Here is a 17,821-nt window from a genome sequence, read left to right as displayed (position 1 = left end):
TGTGGACATCGACCCCGTGGGAACTGATCACTAGCGGGGTTGGCGTGCCCGGCTGGTGAAGTGGGCGACGGCAGCCGCGATTCCCAAGATCAGGCCGAGGGCGACGAGATAGGGGCCGAACGTCAGTGCGACGTCGGCGCCGATGTTCGCCCCATTTCCGGAGTCAGAGGCCTGGTAACTGATGGATCCGACAGACAGCACCACCGCGCCGACCGTGATCACGATGATTGCCCCCAGGCCGAGGCCCTTCGTCACGCCTGTCATGGACTCTCCCCTAGCTGTGATCGCCGGTGCCCTCATGATGTGAGCGACCGAACTGCCGAAGCCCGCAGGGAACTTTCCCCTGCGCCAACGGTTTCAGCGTTGCGACAGGTGCGCGTCCATGCGGGGACGGTTTCCTCGCTACGTCACCCGAGGGCATCGCCGCCGGTTGATCTTGCCTCGCACGATGACACCGCGGGATCAAACGGTCGCAAGTAACCCGAACAGCGGAACCGGCCATCGGTCCATGCGGGCCCGCAATACCTCCTTCGTGATCTGTGGACAACCCACCCGACCCCGGGCAGTCATCCACAGATTTCCGTGAGTGACCCGGCACAGGACGTGGCCGACCTACACTCACAGGCATGACCACAACCACCAGCCCGAACGCGGCGCCGGACACCCCGGCGCCGCTGGCGGACGTGACTCGCGACGAGGCGAGCCTGCGGCGGTTCCTGCACGGGCTGCCCGGCGTCGACCAGGTCGGGGTCGAGCAGCGAGCGGCGGCCTTGGGCACACGCAGCATCAAGAAAGACGCCAAGCGCTGGGCGATCGACACCGCCATCTCGATGGTCGACCTGACCACGCTGGAAGGCGCCGACACACGCGGCAAGGTCCGCGGGCTCGCGGCGAAGGCCTTGCGCCCGGACCCGGAGCGACAGGACTGCCCGCGCGTGGCCGCCGTGTGCGTGTACCCCGACATGGTCGAGGCCGCGGTCGACGCGCTCAAGGGCAGTGCCGTGCACGTGGCGAGCGTCGCGACCGGGTTCCCGTCCGGGCGCACCAGCCGTGAGGTCAAGCTGGCCGACACGAGGCTGGCCGTGGAATACGGCGCCGACGAGGTCGACATGGTGATCGACCGCGGCGCGTTCCTCGAGGGCCGCTACATGGACGTCTTCGACGAGATCCGCGCGATCAAGGCGGCGTCCGGCGAAGCGCACCTGAAGGTGATCCTGGAGACCGGCGAGCTGGCGACGTACGACAACGTCCGCCGCGCGTCGTGGCTCGCGCTCCTCGCGGGTGGTGACTTCATCAAGACGTCCACCGGCAAGGTGTCCCCCGCCGCGACGCTGCCGGTCACCCACGTGATGCTGCAGGCGGTGCACGACTGGCACGAACAGACCGGCGAGCTGCGCGGCGTGAAGCCCGCGGGCGGCATCCGCACGGCGAAGGACGCGATCAAGTACCTGGTCGCCGTGCACGAGGTGGCCGGCGAGCAGTGGCTGACCCCGGACCTGTTCCGCTTCGGCGCGTCCAGCCTGCTCAACGACCTGCTGCTGCAGCGGCGGACCCAGGTGGACGGCCACTACAGTGGCCCCGACTACGTGACGGTGGACTGACATGGGCATCTTCGAATACGCCCCCGCGCCCGAGTCGCGCGACATCGCGAACCTCAAGGACCACTACCGGCCGTTCATCGGCGGCGAGTTCGTCGACGGTTCGGGCGAGCCGCTGAAGACGGTGAACCCGGCCACCGAGGAAATCCTCGCCGAGGTCGGCACGGCGTCGGTGTCCGATGTGGACACCGCGGTACGCGCGGCGCGCAAAGCCTACGACACCGTCTGGTCGAAGATGCCCGGCAGCGAACGCGCGAAGTACCTCTTCCGCATCGCTCGCCTGATCCAGGAGCGCTCGCGCGAGCTGGCCGTGCTGGAGTCGCTCGACAACGGCAAGCCCATCAAGGAATCGCGCGACTCCGACGTCCCCACGGCGGCGGCGCACTTCTTCTACCACGCCGGCTGGGCCGACAAGCTGGAGTACGCGGGCTACGGCCCGAACCCGAAGCCGTTGGGCGTCGCGGGCCAGGTGATTCCGTGGAACTTCCCGCTGCTGATGCTGGCGTGGAAGATCGCGCCCGCGCTCGCCACCGGCAACACCGTCGTCCTCAAGCCTGCGGAGACCACGCCGCTCACGGCGCTGGTGTTCGCCGAGATCTGCCAGCAGGCCGAACTGCCGCCGGGTGTCGTGAACATCCTGCCGGGCGCCGGGGACATCGGTGCGGCCATCGTGGAACACGGTGACGTCGACAAGATCGCGTTCACCGGCTCCACCGAGGTCGGCAAGCTGATCCAGCGCACGGTGGCGGGCACGCGCAAGAAGCTCACGCTGGAGCTGGGCGGCAAGGCGGCCAACGTCGTGTTCGACGACGCGCCGCTGGACCAGGCCGTGGAGGGGATCGTCAACGGGATCTTCTTCAACCAGGGCCACGTCTGCTGCGCGGGTTCTCGGCTGCTGGTGCAGGAATCCGTGGCCGAGGAGGTCATGGAGAAGCTGCGCTACCGCGTCTCGACGCTGCGGATGGGCGACCCGCTCGACAAGAACACCGACATCGGCGCCATCAACTCCGCCGAGCAGCTGGCGAAGATCCGCGGGCTCGTGGAATCGGGCGACGCGGAGGGCGCGCAGCGCTGGACCAGCCCGTGCCCGGTGCCCGACCGCGGGTTCTTCTTCGCTCCCACGGTGTTCTCCGACGTGCACCAGTCGATGCGGATCGCGCGCGAGGAGATCTTCGGGCCGGTGCTGTCGGTGCTCACGTTCCGCACGCCGGACGAGGCCGTCGCGAAGGCCAACAACACGCCGTACGGGCTGTCGGCCGGCATCTGGACCGAGAAGGGCTCGCGCATCCTCTGGATGGCGAACAAGCTCCGGGCCGGCGTCGTCTGGGCCAACACGTTCAACCGCTTCGACCCCGCCGCGCCGTTCGGCGGCTACCAGGAGTCCGGGTTCGGCCGCGAGGGCGGGCGCACCGGCTTGGAGGCCTACCTCAGTGTCTGATTCAAAGCAGTCTGAGTCGCGCATATCCGTCGCGAAGACGTACAAGCTCTACATCGGCGGGGCCTTCCCTCGCTCGGAGTCGGGCCGGGTCTACCCCGTCACCGATCCGCAGGGGAAGTTCCTGGCCAACGCAGCGCACGCGTCGCGCAAGGACGTGCGTGATGCCGTCGTGGCGGCGCGCAAAGCGTTCCCCGGCTGGTCGGGCGCCACGGCCTACAACCGCGGCCAGGTGCTCTACCGCGTCGCCGAGATGCTGGAGGGCCGGCGCGAGCAGTTCGTGAGCGAGGTCGCCGCGTCGGAAGGTCTCGCGCCGAGCCAGGCGGAGTCCCTTGTGGACGCCGCTATCGACCGCTGGGTCTGGTATGCCGGGTGGACGGACAAGATCGCGTCGGTGCTCGGCGCGGCGAACCCCGTTGCGGGGCCGTACTTCTCGTTCACCGTGCCCGAGCCCACGGGCGTGGTCGGCGTGCTCGCGCCGCAGGCGTCGTCGCTGCTCGGCCTGGTGAGCGTGCTGGCGCCGGTGCTGGCCGGTGGCTCCACGGCCGTCGTCGTCTCGAGCGCCGAGCGGCCGCTGCCGGCGATCACGCTGTCGGAGGTCCTGGCGACGTCCGATCTGCCCGGCGGTGTCGCCAACGTGCTGACCGGCCGCGCGGCCGAGCTCGGCCCGTGGCTGGCTTCGCACGGTGACGTCAACGCGCTCGACCCGACCGGCGCCACACCGGAGGACCGCATCACGCTGGCGCGCGAGGCGGCGGGCACGGTCAAGCGCGTGCTCACGGTCCCCGACGCCGAACCCGACTGGACGCCGACGCCGGACCTCTCGCGGCTGCGCCGGTACCTGGAGGCGAAGACCGTCTGGCACCCGCTGGGCGTCTGATCCCGGGCTGAAAGCCAGACATAGAAAAGGGGCGGGCGGCACCCCCTGGTGTGCCGCCCGCCCCTGAAACCAGAGCCGTCACGCAGTCGGCGCGAGCCCCTGCGTCACCGCGCCGACGTCGATGGTGTGGCTGACCGAGTCGGCGTCGACCTCGCCGAGGGTCCAGTCCACGTTGACGTTCGGGTTGATGTAGTCACCGTGCTGGTTGGAGTCGGACGGCGCCACGACGTTGAGCCCGTTGGGCGTCTGCTGCTGGGCGTAGGGCTCGATGCCGGTCCAGTGCAGCGGCACGTAGGCCGAGGAACCGTCGACGAGCGCCACGGCGGGCGCGTCGGCCGGGGCCTGGTTGTTGATCAGCACGTTGTGCGCGCCGATGAGGTCCACCTCGAGGTTGCCGGGCAGGTAGCAGCGCTCGCCCGGGTTGGCCGTGAACTGCAGGGCGCCGTAGCGGTTGCCCGCGCCCGCGCCGCCGTAGACGAGCTTCGAGGTGAACTGGTTCGACGTGCACGGCTGCACCGACGAAGCAGACGACGCAGGCGAAGCAGACGAAGCCGGCGCGGCGTTCGCGGTCCCGGCAGCCAGAGCCGTTGCCCCTGCGGCGATCCCGGCCACGGCGACGGCGGCGACAACGCGGCTGATGGTCTTGCGTGTGGTCATCTCGGACTCTCCCCTGTTCGAACCCGGGCAGCCTCTCCGCCCGGCAGAACGACCGTTTTGGTGATTCATTCCCCTCGGTCGCTCTCACCAGGAAAGACGTCCACGCCACGGGCGGGATGTCCGGCTGTGGGATCAGCCGCAGAAACGCAACCCCAGCCACCCCGAAGCGTCACAAAGAGTGAACACGCGCGCGGGCGCGGTTCAGTTGACCGGTGCCGTTCAGCTGGTCAGGGCGGTTCAGTTGATGTCGTGCCGGCCCAGCGGCCGACCCGGCAACGGCGTCCCCGGCCGGGCCTGCAGCCCGTCGATCATGATCGCGATGCTGCGTGCGGTCGACATCCGGGCGATTTCCGGCGAACGGGACTCCAGCTGACGCAGCAGTAGCGCGAACAGCATGGCCACGTCGCCCTCGGCGACGTCCGGGCGCAACGTTCCCTCGTTCTGCGCGCCCTGCACCATCGCTTCCAGCTCGACCAGCAGCTCTTCGCGCAACCTCGCGATCGCCGGGTCTTCCTTCAGGATCTCGTGCGCCTTCTTCGACAACATCGCCAGCTGCACGGAAAGGTGCAGCTCAACGGACTGGTGCAGCAGCCGCACCAGCGCCCGCCAAGCCGTGGGCTCCTGTTCAGCCGCCTCGCGCGCGTCGTCCAGCACCCGCGAGAAGTTGTCGACGGCCACCGCCCGGATCAGCGCTTCGCGGTCGGGGAAGCGCCGGTACAGCGTGCCGACGCCGACGCCGGCCGCGCGGGCGATCTCCTCCATCGGCACCTCGGGCCCGAACTCCGCGAAGATCGTGCGCGCCGCGGCGATGATCTGGTCGCGGTTGCGCCGCGCGTCCGCACGCAAGGGGACCTGGGGATCCGCACTCATGGCCCACCTTCCGCTCGCCGGGAACTCGTTACGCGCGCAAATTCTCGCATGGACAGCGCTCCACGCACCGCGACCACAACCCGTCACCCCTTTGCTAGTGGACGAAGATCCTCCGCTTCGGTACCGTGGGAAATGAACCGGAATGTAATCCTCCACATACATTGCGTAAAGGTTCAAAACCACCAAAAGGGGATCACACCATGACAGAAGTTGCCGAACCCGAGCTCGCCAGCTTCCCGATGGCGCGCACGTGCCCGTTCGCGCCGCCGCCGGAGTACGAGCGTTTCGAGGACGAGCGGGCGAAGCTCGTCGAGCTCGACTCGGGCCAGCGCGCCTGGGTGCTGTCGAAGCACGAAGACGTGCGCTCGATGCTGAACGACCCCCGGTTCAGCTCCAACCGCTTCAACCCGGGCTTCCCGGTCCTGTTCCGCGACGGAGCGCCGCGGCGCGAGCGCAAGCTCAACCCGTCGCTGATCAACATGGACGCGCCGGAGCACGGCCCCGCGCGCCGCGAGGTCGTCGGCGAGTTCACTGTGAAGCGCATGAAGGCACTTCAGCCGCGCATCCAGGAGATCGTCGACGAGCACATCGACGCGATCCTCGCCGGCGACCAGCCCGCCGACCTGGTCTCGGCGCTGTCGCTGCCGGTCCCGTCGCTCGTGATCTGCGAGCAGCTCGGCGTTCCCTACGCCGAGCACGACTTCTTCCAGCAGCACAGCTCGCGCATCCTCAGCCGTGAGGTCTCCTCCGACGAGCGGCTCGAGTCCGTGATCGCGCTGGAGGAGTACCTCGACAAGCTGGTCGCGGACAAGGAGGAGAACCCCTCCGACGACCTCCTTGGCCGCCAGATCGCGAAGAAGCGCGAAGAGGGCGAGTACGACCGCAATGACCTCACGTCGCTCGCGTTCCTGCTGCTCATCGCCGGTCACGAGACCACGGCGAACATGATCTCGCTCGGCACCGTCGCGCTGCTGGAGAACCCGGACCAGCTCGAAGCGATCAAGGCCGACCCTGGCAAGACCCTCGACGCCGTCGAGGAACTGTTGCGCTACTTCACCATCGCCGAGTTCGCGACCACGCGCGTCGCGACCGAGGACGTGGAGATCGCGGGCATCACGATCCCGGCCGGCGACGGCGTGATCGGCCTCAGCTACGCCGCCAACTTCGACGGCGATGCCTTCCCCGAGCCCGAAAAGCTCGACATCACCCGTGGTGGGCGCAAGCACGTGGCGTTCGGCTTCGGCGCGCACCAGTGCCTCGGCCAGAACCTCGCGCGCATGGAGCTGCAGATCGTGTTCGACACGCTGTTCCGCCGCATCCCGACCCTGAAGCTGGCCACCCCGGTCGACCAGCTGCCGTTCAAGCACGACTCCGCGATCTTCGGTCTCCACTGTCTGCCCGTCACCTGGTGAGGGAGGAAGCATGAGCACGATGGAGGAACTCCCGGTCGCCCGGAAGTGCCCGTTCGCGCCGCCGGAGGAGTACACGGCCACGCGCGAAGAGGCGCCCGTGCACCGGGTGAAGATCCCGGACGGCAAGCAAGCCTGGACGGTCTCGCGGCACGAGGACGTGCGAGCCGTGCTCAACGACCCGCGGTTCTCCGCCGACCGCTTCCACCCCGACTTCCCGACGCTCGTCCCGGGCGGCAACGTCATCCGCCGCACCGAGGCCGAGCGCACGATGCTGGCGATGGACGCGCCACAGCACGGCCCGGAACGCAAGGCGGTGCTCGGGGAGTTCACCGTCAAGCGCGTCGCCGAGCTGAAGCCGCGGATCCAGGAGATCGTCGACGGTCTGATCGACGACATCCTCGAAGCCGACGGGCCCGTCGACCTCGTGGAAAAGCTCGCGCTGCCGGTCCCCTCGCTCGTGATCTGCGAAATGCTCGGCGTCCCCTACGAAGACCACGAGTTCTTCCAGGAGAACACCAAGCAGCTCATCAATCGCGCCACCTCGGCAGACGACCGGCGCGCCGCCTTCGAGCGCGTGCAGCGGTACATGGGCGAGCTCATCGCGAAAAAGGAAGCCGACCCTGGTGACGACCTCATCAGCCGGCAGATCGCGAAGCGGCGCGAAGACGGCACGTACGACCGGGCGAAGCTCGTCAGCCTCGCGTTCCTGCTGCTCGCGGCCGGGCACGAGACCACGGCGAACATGATCTCGCTCGGCACCGTCGCGTTCCTGCGGAACCCGGAGCAGCTGGCGCTGATCAAGGCCGACCCGGCCAAGACGCTGACCGCCGTCGAGGAGTTGCTGCGCTACTTCTCCATCGTCGACAACACCACGCGAATGGCGAAGGAGGACGTCGAGATCGGCGGCGTCACCATTCCCGCCGGTGAGGGCGTGGTGGTGATGACGTACGCGGCGAACTGGGACCCCGAGGCGTTCGAGGACTCGTCGGCGTTCGACATCGAGCGCGGGGCGCGCCACCACGTGGCGTTCGGGTTCGGGCCGCACCAGTGCCTCGGCCAGAACCTCGCCCGGACGGAGCTGCAGATCGTGTTCGACACGCTGTTCCGCCGGATCCCTTCTCTGCAGCTGGCCGTCGACGTCGACGACCTGCCGTTCAAGGACGACGCGCTCATCTACGGCCTCTACGAACTGCCCGTGACCCGGTGAAGGAGGAGCGATGACCACGGCCGAGGAACTCGAACTGCCGGTGGCGCGAAAGTGCCCGTTCGCACCGCCCGAGGAGTACACGCAGATCCGCGAGGAACAGCCGATCACGCGCGTGAAGATCCCCGACGGCAAGGAAGCCTGGGTGGTCTCGCGGCACGAGGACGTGCGGACGGTGCTCAACGACCGCCGCTTCTCCTCCGACCGCTTCAACCCGAACTTCCCGATCCTGGTCAAGGGCGGCAACGTCTTCCGCCAGACCAACGCCGAGCGCACGATGATCACGATGGACGCGCCGGAGCACGGCCCCGCGCGCAAGTCGGTGCTGGGCGAGTTCACCGTGAAGCGCGTGAACGCGATGCGGCCGCGGATCCAGGAGATCGTCGACGGGTTGCTCGACGAGATCCTCGCGTCCGAGGGACCGGTGGACCTGGTCGAGAAACTGTCGCTGCCGGTCCCGTCGCTCGTGATCTGCGAGCTGCTGGGTGTGCCGTACTCCGAGCACGACTTCTTCCAGGAGAACACGGCGAAGCTGCTCAAGCGCACGGTGAGCTTCGACGAGCGGCGCGCGGCGTTCGAGCGTGTGCGCGGTTACCTCGGCCGGCTGATCACCACCAAGGAAGCCGACCCGGGCAAGACGCTCGACGCGGTCGAGGAGCTGCTGCGCTACTTCACGATCGTCGACACGGCCACCGCGCGTGTCGCGGTGGAGGACGTGGAGCTCGACGGCGTCACCATCCGGGCGGGTGAAGGTGTGCTCGCGCTCGGATACACCGCCAACTGGGACCCGGCAGTGTTCGACGAGCCTTCGAAGCTGGACATCACTCGCGGGGCGCGCCACCACGTCGCGTTCGGTTTCGGGCCGCACCAGTGCCTGGGCCAGAACCTCGCGCGCGCCGAGCTGCAGATCGTCTTCGACACGCTGTTCCGCCGGATCCCGACGCTACGGCTCGCCGTCGACGTGGACGACCTGCCGTTCAAGGAAGACGCGTCGATCTACGGGCTGTACCGGCTGCCGGTGACCTGGTAGAGATCAGTCTGCTCCCACCACGAGCCAGGAAGAGGAAGTCATGAAGATCATCGCGGACACCGGCAAGTGCGTCGGCGCCGGCCAGTGCGTGCTCACCGAGCCCGCCCTGTTCGACCAGAGCGAGGACGACGGCACGGTGATCGTGCTCAACGAGACGCCCGAGGGCGAGCTCGTGGACAAGGCCCGCGAGGCCGTGAACGTGTGCCCGAGCCAGGCGCTTTCGTTGCAGGAGTGAGTTAGCTGGCCGCGGTGAAGAGCACCGTGGTGTAGTCGCAGGTGAACTGACCGCCGCGGGCGTCGATGGCGGCGCCCACGGCGGCCAGTACCTCTTCCTGCTGTGGCTTCGGGACGCGGGTGAGGCCGCCCTGAGTGGGGAGCAGATCGAGGTACTCGGCGCGGGTGTAGTTCTGTTGCCAGGTGTAGAAGTGCCTTTGCGGGTTGTGGAAGCCTGTTTTGTGCAGTGCTTCTTCGGTTTTGTCGATGATGGGTTTGTAGGCTTCTCTGTTCGGGGTTCTGTCGACCTTGATGGGGAAGTTCGGGGCTACCTTGCGGAACGCTTCGCCGAAGGCTTTCGCGATGTCGTCCGGCGGCAGGAAAAGGTGCCAGAAGACGGCGAAGGTGCCTCCTGGGTTGAGCACTTGGGCGGCTTTCTCGGCACCCCTCCGCGGATCCACCCAGTGCCAGGCTTGGCCGGCGGTGAGGATGTCGAAGGTGCGGTTCTTCGGGTCCCACTCTTCGAAATTGGCGACTTCGACGTCGATCCCGGTGGTTCGGGCGAACTCGGCCATGCGCTCGTCGGGTTCCACTCCGAGCACCTGGCAGCCCGTGTTTTTGAACTGCCGCGCGGCGATGCCGGTGCCGGTGCCGACGTCGAGGATGCTTGCGCCGGGGGTGTTTCCGACGATCTCGGTGATCAGCACTTCCGGATACCTCGGCCGCGCACGGTCGTAGCGCCCGGCGTCGATCCCGAACGACTCGGCTGTCTTCCTCAACTCGTGCGGCTCAGGTACCCCCATCACGCCCACTCCCCTCAGACAGGCCCCCGCCCTCCCTAGGGGGGCGTGCCCATGTCCAGTCTACTGGCCACCCCCGACGAAACCCGGGCCCAAGACGGAAATGTGCCGAGTAGTCCACAACTCGACGGCCCTGTGGACAACTCGCGACGAAACTCCCGCGCACTACAGAACCCGGCTGGACGAAAGGCATGCGGCACAAGCACTTCACTGACTTCGACGGCTTCCTGACCGAACTCGTCCTCGACCGCATCGCCCAGGTCCGGGCCTTCTCCGACACCCTCACGGATGCGGCAGGCACCGGCTCGATGGTCGACAACGTCCACGGCTCTCCAGCAGGTCTTCACCTCGGTCGCCGTCTCCATCGTCGCCCTCATCACCTTCCGCGACGAACTCCGCACCCGCCTCCGCGCCGCTCGCCCCGGCACCGGCGTCCCCCTCGCCTCCGACGCCGCCCGCATGCTCGCGCGCTACCTCACCGCCGAACGCACCCTCGGCCGCCTCACCCCGGACGCCGATGTCGACACCCTCGCCCCGACCTTGGTGGGCGCCGGGCACCTTCACTTCGCCGACCGCTCCCCCGATGCGTCGTCCTTGCGTCCCATGGTCGCGGCGGTCCTTTCAGGCGCGCTGGCATAAAAAGGTGGCCACCCCCGAACCGACGAGGATGGCCACCCGAAAAACAGAACCTACTTCACCGCACCCATCGACAACCCCCGCACCAGGTGGTTCTGCGCGAACCACCCCACGATCATCACCGGCAGCGAAGCCAACAACGCCGCAGCGGACAACTGCGCCCAATACAAACCTTCACTCGTGATGAACCCGACCAAAAACACCGGCACCGTCCCAGCACGGGCGGCCGTCAGGTTCACCGCGTAGAAAAACTCCGTCCACGAGAAAATCACGCAAATCAGCGCCGTCGCGGCGACGCCCGGGGCGACGACCGGCATGATGATCTTGCGCAGCAGCGTCGGGAGGTTGGCGCCGTCGATGTGGGCCGCCTCGATCATCTCGCCGGGGACCTCGAGGAAGAACGAGCGCATCATCCAGATCGCGAGCGGCAGGTTCATCGACGTGTACAGGATGATCAGCGCCCACACCGTGTCGAGCAGGTTGGTGTTCTGGGAGATCACGTACAGCGGGATGATGGCCGCGACGATCGGCAGCATCTTGGTGGACAGGAAGAAACTCAGGGCGTTCTTCGTCTTCTTCACGGGCGCCAGCGAAAGCGCGTACGCCGCCGGGATGCCGAGCAGCAGCACCAACAGCGTCGACACCACAGTCACGAACGCCGAGTTCGCCAGGTACGGCAGGAAACCGCCCTTCAGCACCCCGGAGATCTGGTCGAAGGTCGGGCTGAAGAAGAGCTTCGGCGGGTCCGTGTAGGCGTCGGATTCCTGCTTGAACGCCGTGAGGATCATCCACAGCAGCGGGAACACGAAGAGGATCGCGACGATCCACGTGACGACCGTGAGCGAACCCGCCCCGTAGCGGCGCTTGCGCCCGGAAACCCCCGAAACCTCGGAAACAGCCGTGGTCATTTCGTGCCTCCGTCCACCGAGAACGCGCGGAACATCAGGCGCAGGGCGAACGTCGCCACGATCATCGTGATGATCACGACCACCACACCCATCGCCGACGACTGGCCGATGTCGAAGCCCTCGAACGCGCGCTGGTAGATGTAGAACGGCAGGTTCGTGCTGGCCGTGCCCGGACCGCCCTGCGTCATCAGGAAGATCGCGTCGAAGCTGTTCACGATGTAGATCGCGCCCAGCAGCGTCGCCAGTTGCAGGAACCGCGACAGGTGCGGCAGCGTGATCGACACGAACGTGCGCCAGCGGCCCGCGCCGTCGACCGACGCGGCCTCCAGCACGTCCTTCGGCTGACTCTGCAGGCCGGCGAGCGTCAGCAGCATCATGAACGGCGTCCACTGCCAGATGATCTGCGCCATCACCGCGGCGAGCGGGAACTGCGAAAGCCAGTCGACGTCGGTGCCGAACACGAAATGCAGCAGGCCGTAGGTCGGGTCGAACATCGTGGTCTTCCACAGCAGCGCGCCGGCCGCGGGCAGGATCAGGAACGGCGTGATCAGCAGCGTCCGCACGAAACCGCGGCCGACGAACTTGCGGTCCAGCAGGATCGCCAGGCCCAGCCCGAGCAGCAGCGACAGGAACACGCACACCACGGTGAGCACCACGGTGTTGAGCAGCGCACCGAGAAACGTCGAGTCGGTGAAAACGTCGGCGTAGTTCTGGAAGCCGACGAAGTGGAACGAACCCGGCCGCACCAGGTTCCACGACTGGAACGAGTAGTAGATGGTGAGCAGGAAGGGAATCTGCGTCACCGCGATCACGAAGATCAACGCGGGCAACAGGGGCAGCCGCCGCTTCCCCGCCTTGTTGGTGGCCTTCTTCGTGCTCGCAGGGTGGGTGGTGGCCGGCGCCGTGCCGGCGGGGACCGAAATCGTACTCATGGCTTCACCGCCTGGTAGGACTCGCCGACTGTGGCCGCGTACTTCTGCGACTGCTGTAGCGCGTCCGCTACTGAGGTCTGGCCCGCGATCGCCGCCGACAACTGCTGGCTGACGCGCGTGCCGAGGTCCTGGAACTCCGGGATCCCCACGAACTGGATCCCCGGGTACGGCACCGGGCTCACCATGGCCTTCTGCTGGTTGGCGTCGGCGATCCCGTCGAGCGTCGGCTGGGCGTAGGCCTTGGCCGCATCGCGGTACTGCGGGATCTCGTATGTCGACTGGCGCGTGCCCGGCGGCACGCGGTTCCAGCCGTAGGTCTCGCCGACCTTCTTCGCGTACGCCTTGTCGGTCATCCAAGCCATGAACTTCCAGGCGTCGTCCTTGTCCTTGGCGACCTTCGGGATCCCGAGCGCCCATGTGTAGAGCCAGCCGCTGGCCTGCGTCTTCTCGACCGGGGCCGGCGCGTAGCCGTTCTTGCCGACGACCTTGCTGCTGGTGGGGTCTTCGGTGGTGCCGGTCATCGACGTGGCGTCGTACCACATCGCGGCCTGGCCCTGGGCATAGCGCGTGCCGCACTCGGAGAACCCGGCGCTGGAGGCGCCGACCTCACCGTGGTCGCGCACGAGGTTCACGTAGAAGTTGGCCGCCTGCGTGAACTCCGGGCTGGTGAGCTTGGCGTTCCAGTCCTTGTCGAACCACTGCGCGCCGAAGGTGTTGGCAACGGTGGTGAACGGCGCGAGGCTCTCGCCCCAGCCCGGCTTGCCGCGCAGGCAGATGCCCGCGATGCCGGCGTTCTTGTCGTCGAGCTTCGCCGCGTAGTCCGCGATCTGCTGCCACGTGGGGTGCGCCGGCATCGTGATCCCGGCCTTGGCGAACAGGTCCTTGCGGTAGACCACAAAGGACGATTCCCCGTAGAACGGCACCGCGTACATCTGGTTCTCATACGACAGCGACTGCCGGATGCTGGGGATGAAGTCGTTCTCGTCGTAGCCAGGAGTGGCCTTCATGTGCGGTTCGAGGTTTTCGAGCCAGCCGTTGGCCGCCCACTGCGGGGCCTCGTAGTTGCTGATCATCACCACGTCGAACTCGCCGCCCTGCGTGGCGGTGGACGCGGTGATCTTCGCGCGTGCCTCGTTCTCCGGCAGGGAGACGAACTTGAGGTGCACGCCCGGGTTCGCCTTCTCGAACTCACTCGAGAGCGAGATGGCGTCCTTCATCTGGGGGTTCGAGACGATCGCGATGACGAGCGTCCGCCCACCGTTGCCGAACGATCCGGCTCCGGCGCATCCCGTGACGAACAACGCTGTTGCGGCAAGGAGGCACAGGAGCTTACGCACGGCCACCTCCGGGGAGCACCTGGATCTTGAGGCCGGAGCCGCCGCGCATCTTGGCCAACGCGTCGGGGTACTGCTCCAGCGGGAGCGTGTCGGTGATCAGCGCTTCGGTGTCGATGAAGCCCTTGGCGACGAGGTCGAGCGCGCTCGCGTAGCTGTTGAGCACGGCCATGGAGCCGACGATGGTGATCTCGTCGTTGTAGATGCGGAAGGGCGAGAGCGCCACGCGGGCCTCGGCGGGCGCGACGCCGAACACGAGCAGGCGGCCGCCACGGCGCAGCGCGTCGAAAGCCGACTCGATGGCGGGGGCGGCGCCGGTGCAGTCGACGGCGGCGTCGTAGAGCTCACCGTCCAAAGCGGACACGTCCTCGGCCACGGCGGTGGCGCCGAGGCTGGTGGCGCGCGGCAGGCGGCTCGCGTTGCGGTCGACGACAGTGACTTCGGCGCCCGCGCGCTGCAACAGCTGCTGCATGATCAGGCCCATCGTGCCGGCGCCGACCACGAGGAACCGTTCGCCGGCCTCGACGCCGATGCGGCGCACGCCGTGCACGGCGCACGAGACGGGTTCGACGAGCGCGCCCTGTTCCCACGTCATCGAGTCAGGCATCTTGTGGCACGTGTCGGCCGGTACGGCGACGTACTCGGCGAACGCGCCGTTGACCGTGTCGCCGGTGGCGTTCCAGTTGGCGCAGAGGTTGCCGTGGCCGGAGCGGCACGGCGTGCAGTAGCCGCAGTACAGCGACGGGTCGACGGCCACGCGGTCGCCGATCTTCCACTCACCCGGTATGTCGGCGCCGAGCTCGACGATCTCGCCGGCGAACTCGTGGCCGGGAACGATGGGGTACGGCGTCGGCGGGAAGTGCCCGTCGGCGATGTGCAGGTCGGTCCCGCAGATCCCGCAGGCGCCGACCTTCACGACGACCTGGCGCTCTCCGGGCTTCGGATCGGGAACGTCGCCGACCCGGATTTCCCCGGGCCGGTCCACGATCGCGGCACGCATGCCTCATCCCCTTCCTAGGCGCTCATCTGAGCAGCATCAACGTGTGGCGCAGCTAATTGGTGAAAGCATTACAGGGGTTTTCTAGGGGTTTCGTCAACCTTTCGGGTTGGATTCTGCGCTATGGTGCTCATATGAGCAGCAAGAAGGCCCGGCCGCTGCTGACCGAGAGCTTGGAGCTGGCCACCATGGCCCGCCGCTTCTACGTGCAGGGCCGCTCGAAGCTGGAGATCGCCGAAGAGTTCGGCGTGAGCCGGTTCAAGGTCGCGCGCCTGCTCGACACCGCCCGGGAGACGGGCCTGGTCAGGGTGGAGTTCGACCTGCCCGCGCCGCTCGACGTGGAGCTGTCCGACGAGGTCAGGCGCGCGTACGGGCTTCGCCGCGCTTTGGTGCTCGAACGAGCGGCGGCGAAGGAGCCGCGCGAGGTCGTGCGCAAGAAGGTCGGGACGCTCGCCGCTCACCTCCTTGAGGAGATCGCCCGCCCGACGGACGTCATCGGGCTGTCGTGGGCCCGGTCGGTCAACGCGATGACCGAGGCCATCAGAACACTTCCGCGCTGCCCGATCGTGCAGTTGTGCGGAGTGCAAGCCGGCATGGACATGCGCGGGCGCTCCGTCGAAACCGTGAGCCGCGTGACCTCGGTCTCCGGCGGCGACGCTTATCCGATTTTCGGCCCGCTCGTGCTGCCGGACCGGCGAACCACGGAGATCCTGCGCCACCAGCCCGGCATCGCTGAGACTTTCGGGCAGTTCGGCAAGCTGACGAAGGCCGTGGTGAGCATCGGCGCCTGGTCACCCGGCGAGTCCACCGTGTACGACGCCCTGGACGAAGCCGAGCGCGCCGCCATCGCCGCGCGCGGGGCGACGGCCGAGGTCGCGGCTCGGCTGTTCGACGCATCGGGAAACGCTTTGTCGACGGGTCTGGCGCACCACGTCCTGGCGATCAGCACGGAGGAGCTGCTCGCGGTGCCGGAGGTGATCGCGATCGGCTACAGCGAACCGAAGGCGGCCGCGGTGGACGCCGTGCTGAGGTCCGGCATGGTGTCGACGCTCATCACGGACGCGGCGGCCGCGGTGCCGTTGCTGGAGCTGGCGGAGAAGCGGCCTTTGTCAGAGTGAGCTGTCGACGGCGAGCACACCGGCGAGGATGACGAAGCAGATGCCCGAGCCGGCGTCGACCTTCCGCTGGGTCTTGGCCTTGACGCCGGCGACGCCGATGGCTCGGCCGACCAGCACGTAGGCGAGGCCGACGACGAGCTCCACCCCGAGGTAGGCGGCGCCCAGCTCGGCGAGCGCTGTCGGGCTGCCGGTCGTGGTGAACTGCGGCAGGAGGGCGGCGAAGAGCAGCAGCGCCTTGGGGTTGCTGATGGCGACTGCGAACTCGTTGACCACTACGGCTCGCAGGTTCCTGCTCTTGGGCGGATCCTGCGTCTGGCTCATCTCGCGGCGGGCCTTGAGGATGCTGCTGATGCCGAGCCACAGCAGGTAGGCGACGCCGATCCACTTGAGGATCGTGAGCAGCTCGGCGGACGCGGCCAGCAGCGTCCCCAGCCCGGCCGCGACCAGACCGATCAGGACCACGAACGCCACGAACCGGCCACCGATGCCGGCCATGGCGTAGCCGACGCCGTAGCGGGCGGCGTTGCGCAGGCCCAGCAGCTGGTTGGCGCCCGGGATGAGCGACACCAGGACCGCGGCGGGGACAAATCCGGCCCAATCGACCATGGCTCGCCTCCTCGGGTTTCGTCCCGGGGGACGGTAACCTGGGTTTGTCCGGCTGGGGCAGGGTTTGTGACGAAGTCTTCAGGCGTTGCCGGCTTCGGACGGTCGATGTCGCCGCTCAGGCGGTTGTCGGCCGAACGTTCGAGCATGGTTTACCGCGCGCGACGAGGACATCAACCTTCACCGCCACTCACCAGCGCAACGCGCCTCGAGCCGGTGGGCTGTCTCGGACAGCACCTCCCGACTGCACCCACCGATGTGCTCCGCAGCTCACCACGGCAGCGCGGGCGCAGCTCACCGCACTTGCAGGCAGAGTCCGCGACTCAGGCCACGTCGCTGGAGGCAGTTCACAGCGCGCCGAAACCCGGGCCTACGACACCACCGAACACCGCGAACTTCCCGGACCACAGCGAGCACAACCCACCCGCGACAACCCTTTGTGCATGCGCGCCGGCCCCCGCAGACGCTGTCTTCGACACGCGGGCGGCGTTCGTCTCGGGGTGATCTCAGGGTGTTCACCGGATGTGCCCGCGGTGGTGTCCAGGCGATTGTTATTGCCGTGACTCGGGTTTCGCCGCGGTGGCGGCAGGCGGTGGTGTGGCTGCACGCGGTGTCGTCGATCGCGTGGATGAGCCAGGCGATCGGGCTCATGACGCTGACGCTCGTGGCGCTCCAGGGCGACGCGGCCACGCGCGCCGCCGCGATGAACATGGCGCGGCACCTGGACACGGCGTTGCTGGCACCCATGGCGAACGCCGCCGCGTTCACCGGGCTGGTGCTGGCGGGCGCGACGGCCTGGGGGTTCTTCCGGCACTGGTGGGTGCTGGTGAAGTTCGGGCTCACGCTGGTGCAGCTGTACGCCGGGATCTTCCTGCTGTCACCCGCCCTCGAGAACGCCGCCGCGACGGCCACCCCGACGTGGCAGCAGGCCGCCGGCGCGGGGCTCATGGCGGGTGGATTGGCCGTGCAGGCGTGGATTTCCGTGGCGAAGCCGTGGTCCCGCACACCCTGGTCCCCCGCCGCGAAACCCGCGACGGCGCCCACGTGGGTGTTCGTGGCGGCGATCGTCGCGCCGGTTCTCGACACCACCATGGGTCTGGTGCTGGGCTACCCGTTGCCCGCGCTGTCCCTGGTGATGCTCATCGTCCTGCTCAGCGGGCGGCGGCAGCGCCTGGCCGTGGCCTGACGCTGCCG

General features: G+C 67.9%; 19 protein-coding genes. 10 read left to right on the top strand and 9 right to left on the bottom strand.

Going from position 1 to position 17,821, the window contains the following annotated elements:
• Positions 1-30: 30 nt before the first annotated feature.
• Positions 31-264 carry a hypothetical protein gene (locus tag K1T34_RS22920; RefSeq protein ID WP_220246251.1) on the bottom strand — a complete coding sequence of 78 codons (234 nt, stop codon included), beginning with the start codon at positions 262-264 and terminating at the stop codon, positions 31-33.
• Between the two features lie 362 nt (positions 265-626).
• Between K1T34_RS22920 and deoC the strand changes: the two genes are divergently transcribed.
• From deoC to K1T34_RS22905, 3 genes are read left to right on the top strand one after another with little or no spacing between them, the layout of a single operon-like run.
• Positions 627-1,601, top strand: coding sequence for a deoxyribose-phosphate aldolase (gene deoC, locus K1T34_RS22915; protein WP_220246250.1), 975 nt, complete (start codon positions 627-629; stop codon positions 1,599-1,601).
• Between the two features lies 1 nt (position 1,602).
• A complete protein-coding gene (locus K1T34_RS22910; protein WP_220246249.1) occupies positions 1,603-3,036 on the top strand; it encodes an aldehyde dehydrogenase family protein in 1,434 nt (477 codons plus the stop codon).
• Complete coding sequence (locus tag K1T34_RS22905) at positions 3,029-3,913, top strand: aldehyde dehydrogenase family protein (RefSeq protein WP_220246248.1); 885 nt, start codon at positions 3,029-3,031, stop codon at positions 3,911-3,913. The genes K1T34_RS22910 and K1T34_RS22905 overlap by 8 nt, the downstream gene beginning before the upstream one ends.
• 78 nt (positions 3,914-3,991) lie before the next feature.
• On the opposite strand, the gene K1T34_RS22900 is transcribed toward K1T34_RS22905, so the two are convergent.
• Both K1T34_RS22900 and K1T34_RS22895 read right to left on the bottom strand, forming a co-directional pair.
• Positions 3,992-4,570, bottom strand: a complete 579-nt coding sequence (locus K1T34_RS22900; RefSeq protein ID WP_220246247.1) for a DUF4232 domain-containing protein — start codon at positions 4,568-4,570, stop codon at positions 3,992-3,994.
• A gap of 237 nt (positions 4,571-4,807) precedes the next feature.
• A complete protein-coding gene (locus tag K1T34_RS22895) occupies positions 4,808-5,440 on the bottom strand; it encodes a TetR/AcrR family transcriptional regulator (protein WP_220246246.1) in 633 nt (210 codons plus the stop codon).
• A gap of 200 nt (positions 5,441-5,640) precedes the next feature.
• On the opposite strand from K1T34_RS22895, the gene K1T34_RS22890 reads away from it, so the two are divergent.
• The 4 genes from K1T34_RS22890 to K1T34_RS22875 are packed head-to-tail and all read left to right on the top strand — an operon-like array spanning position 5,641 to position 9,321.
• Positions 5,641-6,852 carry a cytochrome P450 gene (locus K1T34_RS22890; protein ID WP_220246245.1) on the top strand — a complete coding sequence of 404 codons (1,212 nt, stop codon included), beginning with the start codon at positions 5,641-5,643 and terminating at the stop codon, positions 6,850-6,852.
• Between the two features lie 10 nt (positions 6,853-6,862).
• A complete protein-coding gene (locus tag K1T34_RS22885; protein ID WP_220246244.1) occupies positions 6,863-8,059 on the top strand; it encodes a cytochrome P450 in 1,197 nt (398 codons plus the stop codon).
• A gap of 10 nt (positions 8,060-8,069) precedes the next feature.
• Complete coding sequence (locus tag K1T34_RS22880; protein WP_220246243.1) at positions 8,070-9,086, top strand: cytochrome P450; 1,017 nt, start codon at positions 8,070-8,072, stop codon at positions 9,084-9,086.
• A gap of 40 nt (positions 9,087-9,126) precedes the next feature.
• On the top strand, positions 9,127-9,321 hold the full coding sequence (locus K1T34_RS22875; RefSeq protein ID WP_204091560.1) for a ferredoxin: 195 nt from the start codon (positions 9,127-9,129) through the stop codon (positions 9,319-9,321).
• 1 nt (position 9,322) lies between these two features.
• Here K1T34_RS22875 and K1T34_RS22870 read toward each other — a convergent pair whose 3' ends face one another.
• Entirely contained in the window at positions 9,323-10,102 is a 780-nt protein-coding gene (locus K1T34_RS22870; RefSeq protein WP_220246242.1) for a class I SAM-dependent methyltransferase, read from the bottom strand.
• A gap of 285 nt (positions 10,103-10,387) precedes the next feature.
• Between K1T34_RS22870 and K1T34_RS22865 the strand changes: the two genes are divergently transcribed.
• Entirely contained in the window at positions 10,388-10,738 is a 351-nt protein-coding gene (locus K1T34_RS22865) for a hypothetical protein (protein ID WP_220246241.1), read from the top strand.
• 50 nt (positions 10,739-10,788) lie between these two features.
• Here the strand turns inward: K1T34_RS22865 and K1T34_RS22860 are convergent, their stop codons facing one another.
• The 4 genes from K1T34_RS22860 to K1T34_RS22845 are packed head-to-tail and all read right to left on the bottom strand — an operon-like array spanning position 10,789 to position 14,909.
• Positions 10,789-11,643 (bottom strand): carbohydrate ABC transporter permease, encoded by an 855-nt coding sequence (locus tag K1T34_RS22860; protein WP_220246240.1) that lies wholly within the window; start codon positions 11,641-11,643, stop codon positions 10,789-10,791.
• Complete coding sequence (locus tag K1T34_RS22855; protein WP_220246239.1) at positions 11,640-12,575, bottom strand: carbohydrate ABC transporter permease; 936 nt, start codon at positions 12,573-12,575, stop codon at positions 11,640-11,642. The genes K1T34_RS22860 and K1T34_RS22855 overlap by 4 nt, the downstream gene beginning before the upstream one ends.
• The gene (locus K1T34_RS22850) at positions 12,572-13,912 is read right to left on the bottom strand and encodes a sugar ABC transporter substrate-binding protein (protein WP_220246238.1); all 1,341 of its coding nucleotides are present in this window, start codon (positions 13,910-13,912) and stop codon (positions 12,572-12,574) included. The genes K1T34_RS22855 and K1T34_RS22850 overlap by 4 nt, the downstream gene beginning before the upstream one ends.
• Positions 13,905-14,909: a zinc-dependent alcohol dehydrogenase family protein gene (locus K1T34_RS22845; RefSeq protein ID WP_220246237.1), complete on the bottom strand. Its 1,005-nt coding sequence runs from the start codon at positions 14,907-14,909 to the stop codon at positions 13,905-13,907. The genes K1T34_RS22850 and K1T34_RS22845 overlap by 8 nt, the downstream gene beginning before the upstream one ends.
• Before the next feature lie 131 nt (positions 14,910-15,040).
• On the opposite strand from K1T34_RS22845, the gene K1T34_RS22840 reads away from it, so the two are divergent.
• A complete protein-coding gene (locus K1T34_RS22840) occupies positions 15,041-16,024 on the top strand; it encodes a sugar-binding transcriptional regulator (protein ID WP_220246236.1) in 984 nt (327 codons plus the stop codon).
• Here K1T34_RS22840 and K1T34_RS22835 read toward each other — a convergent pair.
• Complete coding sequence (locus tag K1T34_RS22835) at positions 16,016-16,630, bottom strand: LysE family translocator (RefSeq protein WP_220246235.1); 615 nt, start codon at positions 16,628-16,630, stop codon at positions 16,016-16,018. The genes K1T34_RS22840 and K1T34_RS22835 overlap by 9 nt on opposite strands.
• Before the next feature lie 556 nt (positions 16,631-17,186).
• On the opposite strand from K1T34_RS22835, the gene K1T34_RS22830 reads away from it, so the two are divergent.
• A complete protein-coding gene (locus tag K1T34_RS22830) occupies positions 17,187-17,813 on the top strand; it encodes a hypothetical protein (protein WP_220246234.1) in 627 nt (208 codons plus the stop codon).
• The last annotated feature ends 8 nt before the right edge of the window (positions 17,814-17,821 follow it).

Source organism: Amycolatopsis sp. DSM 110486 (assembly GCF_019468465.1).
In the GTDB taxonomy this organism is placed as follows: domain Bacteria; phylum Actinomycetota; class Actinomycetes; order Mycobacteriales; family Pseudonocardiaceae; genus Amycolatopsis.
Note: the sequence above shows the minus strand (reverse complement) of the source record. Positions and strands in the feature narration are given on the sequence as shown.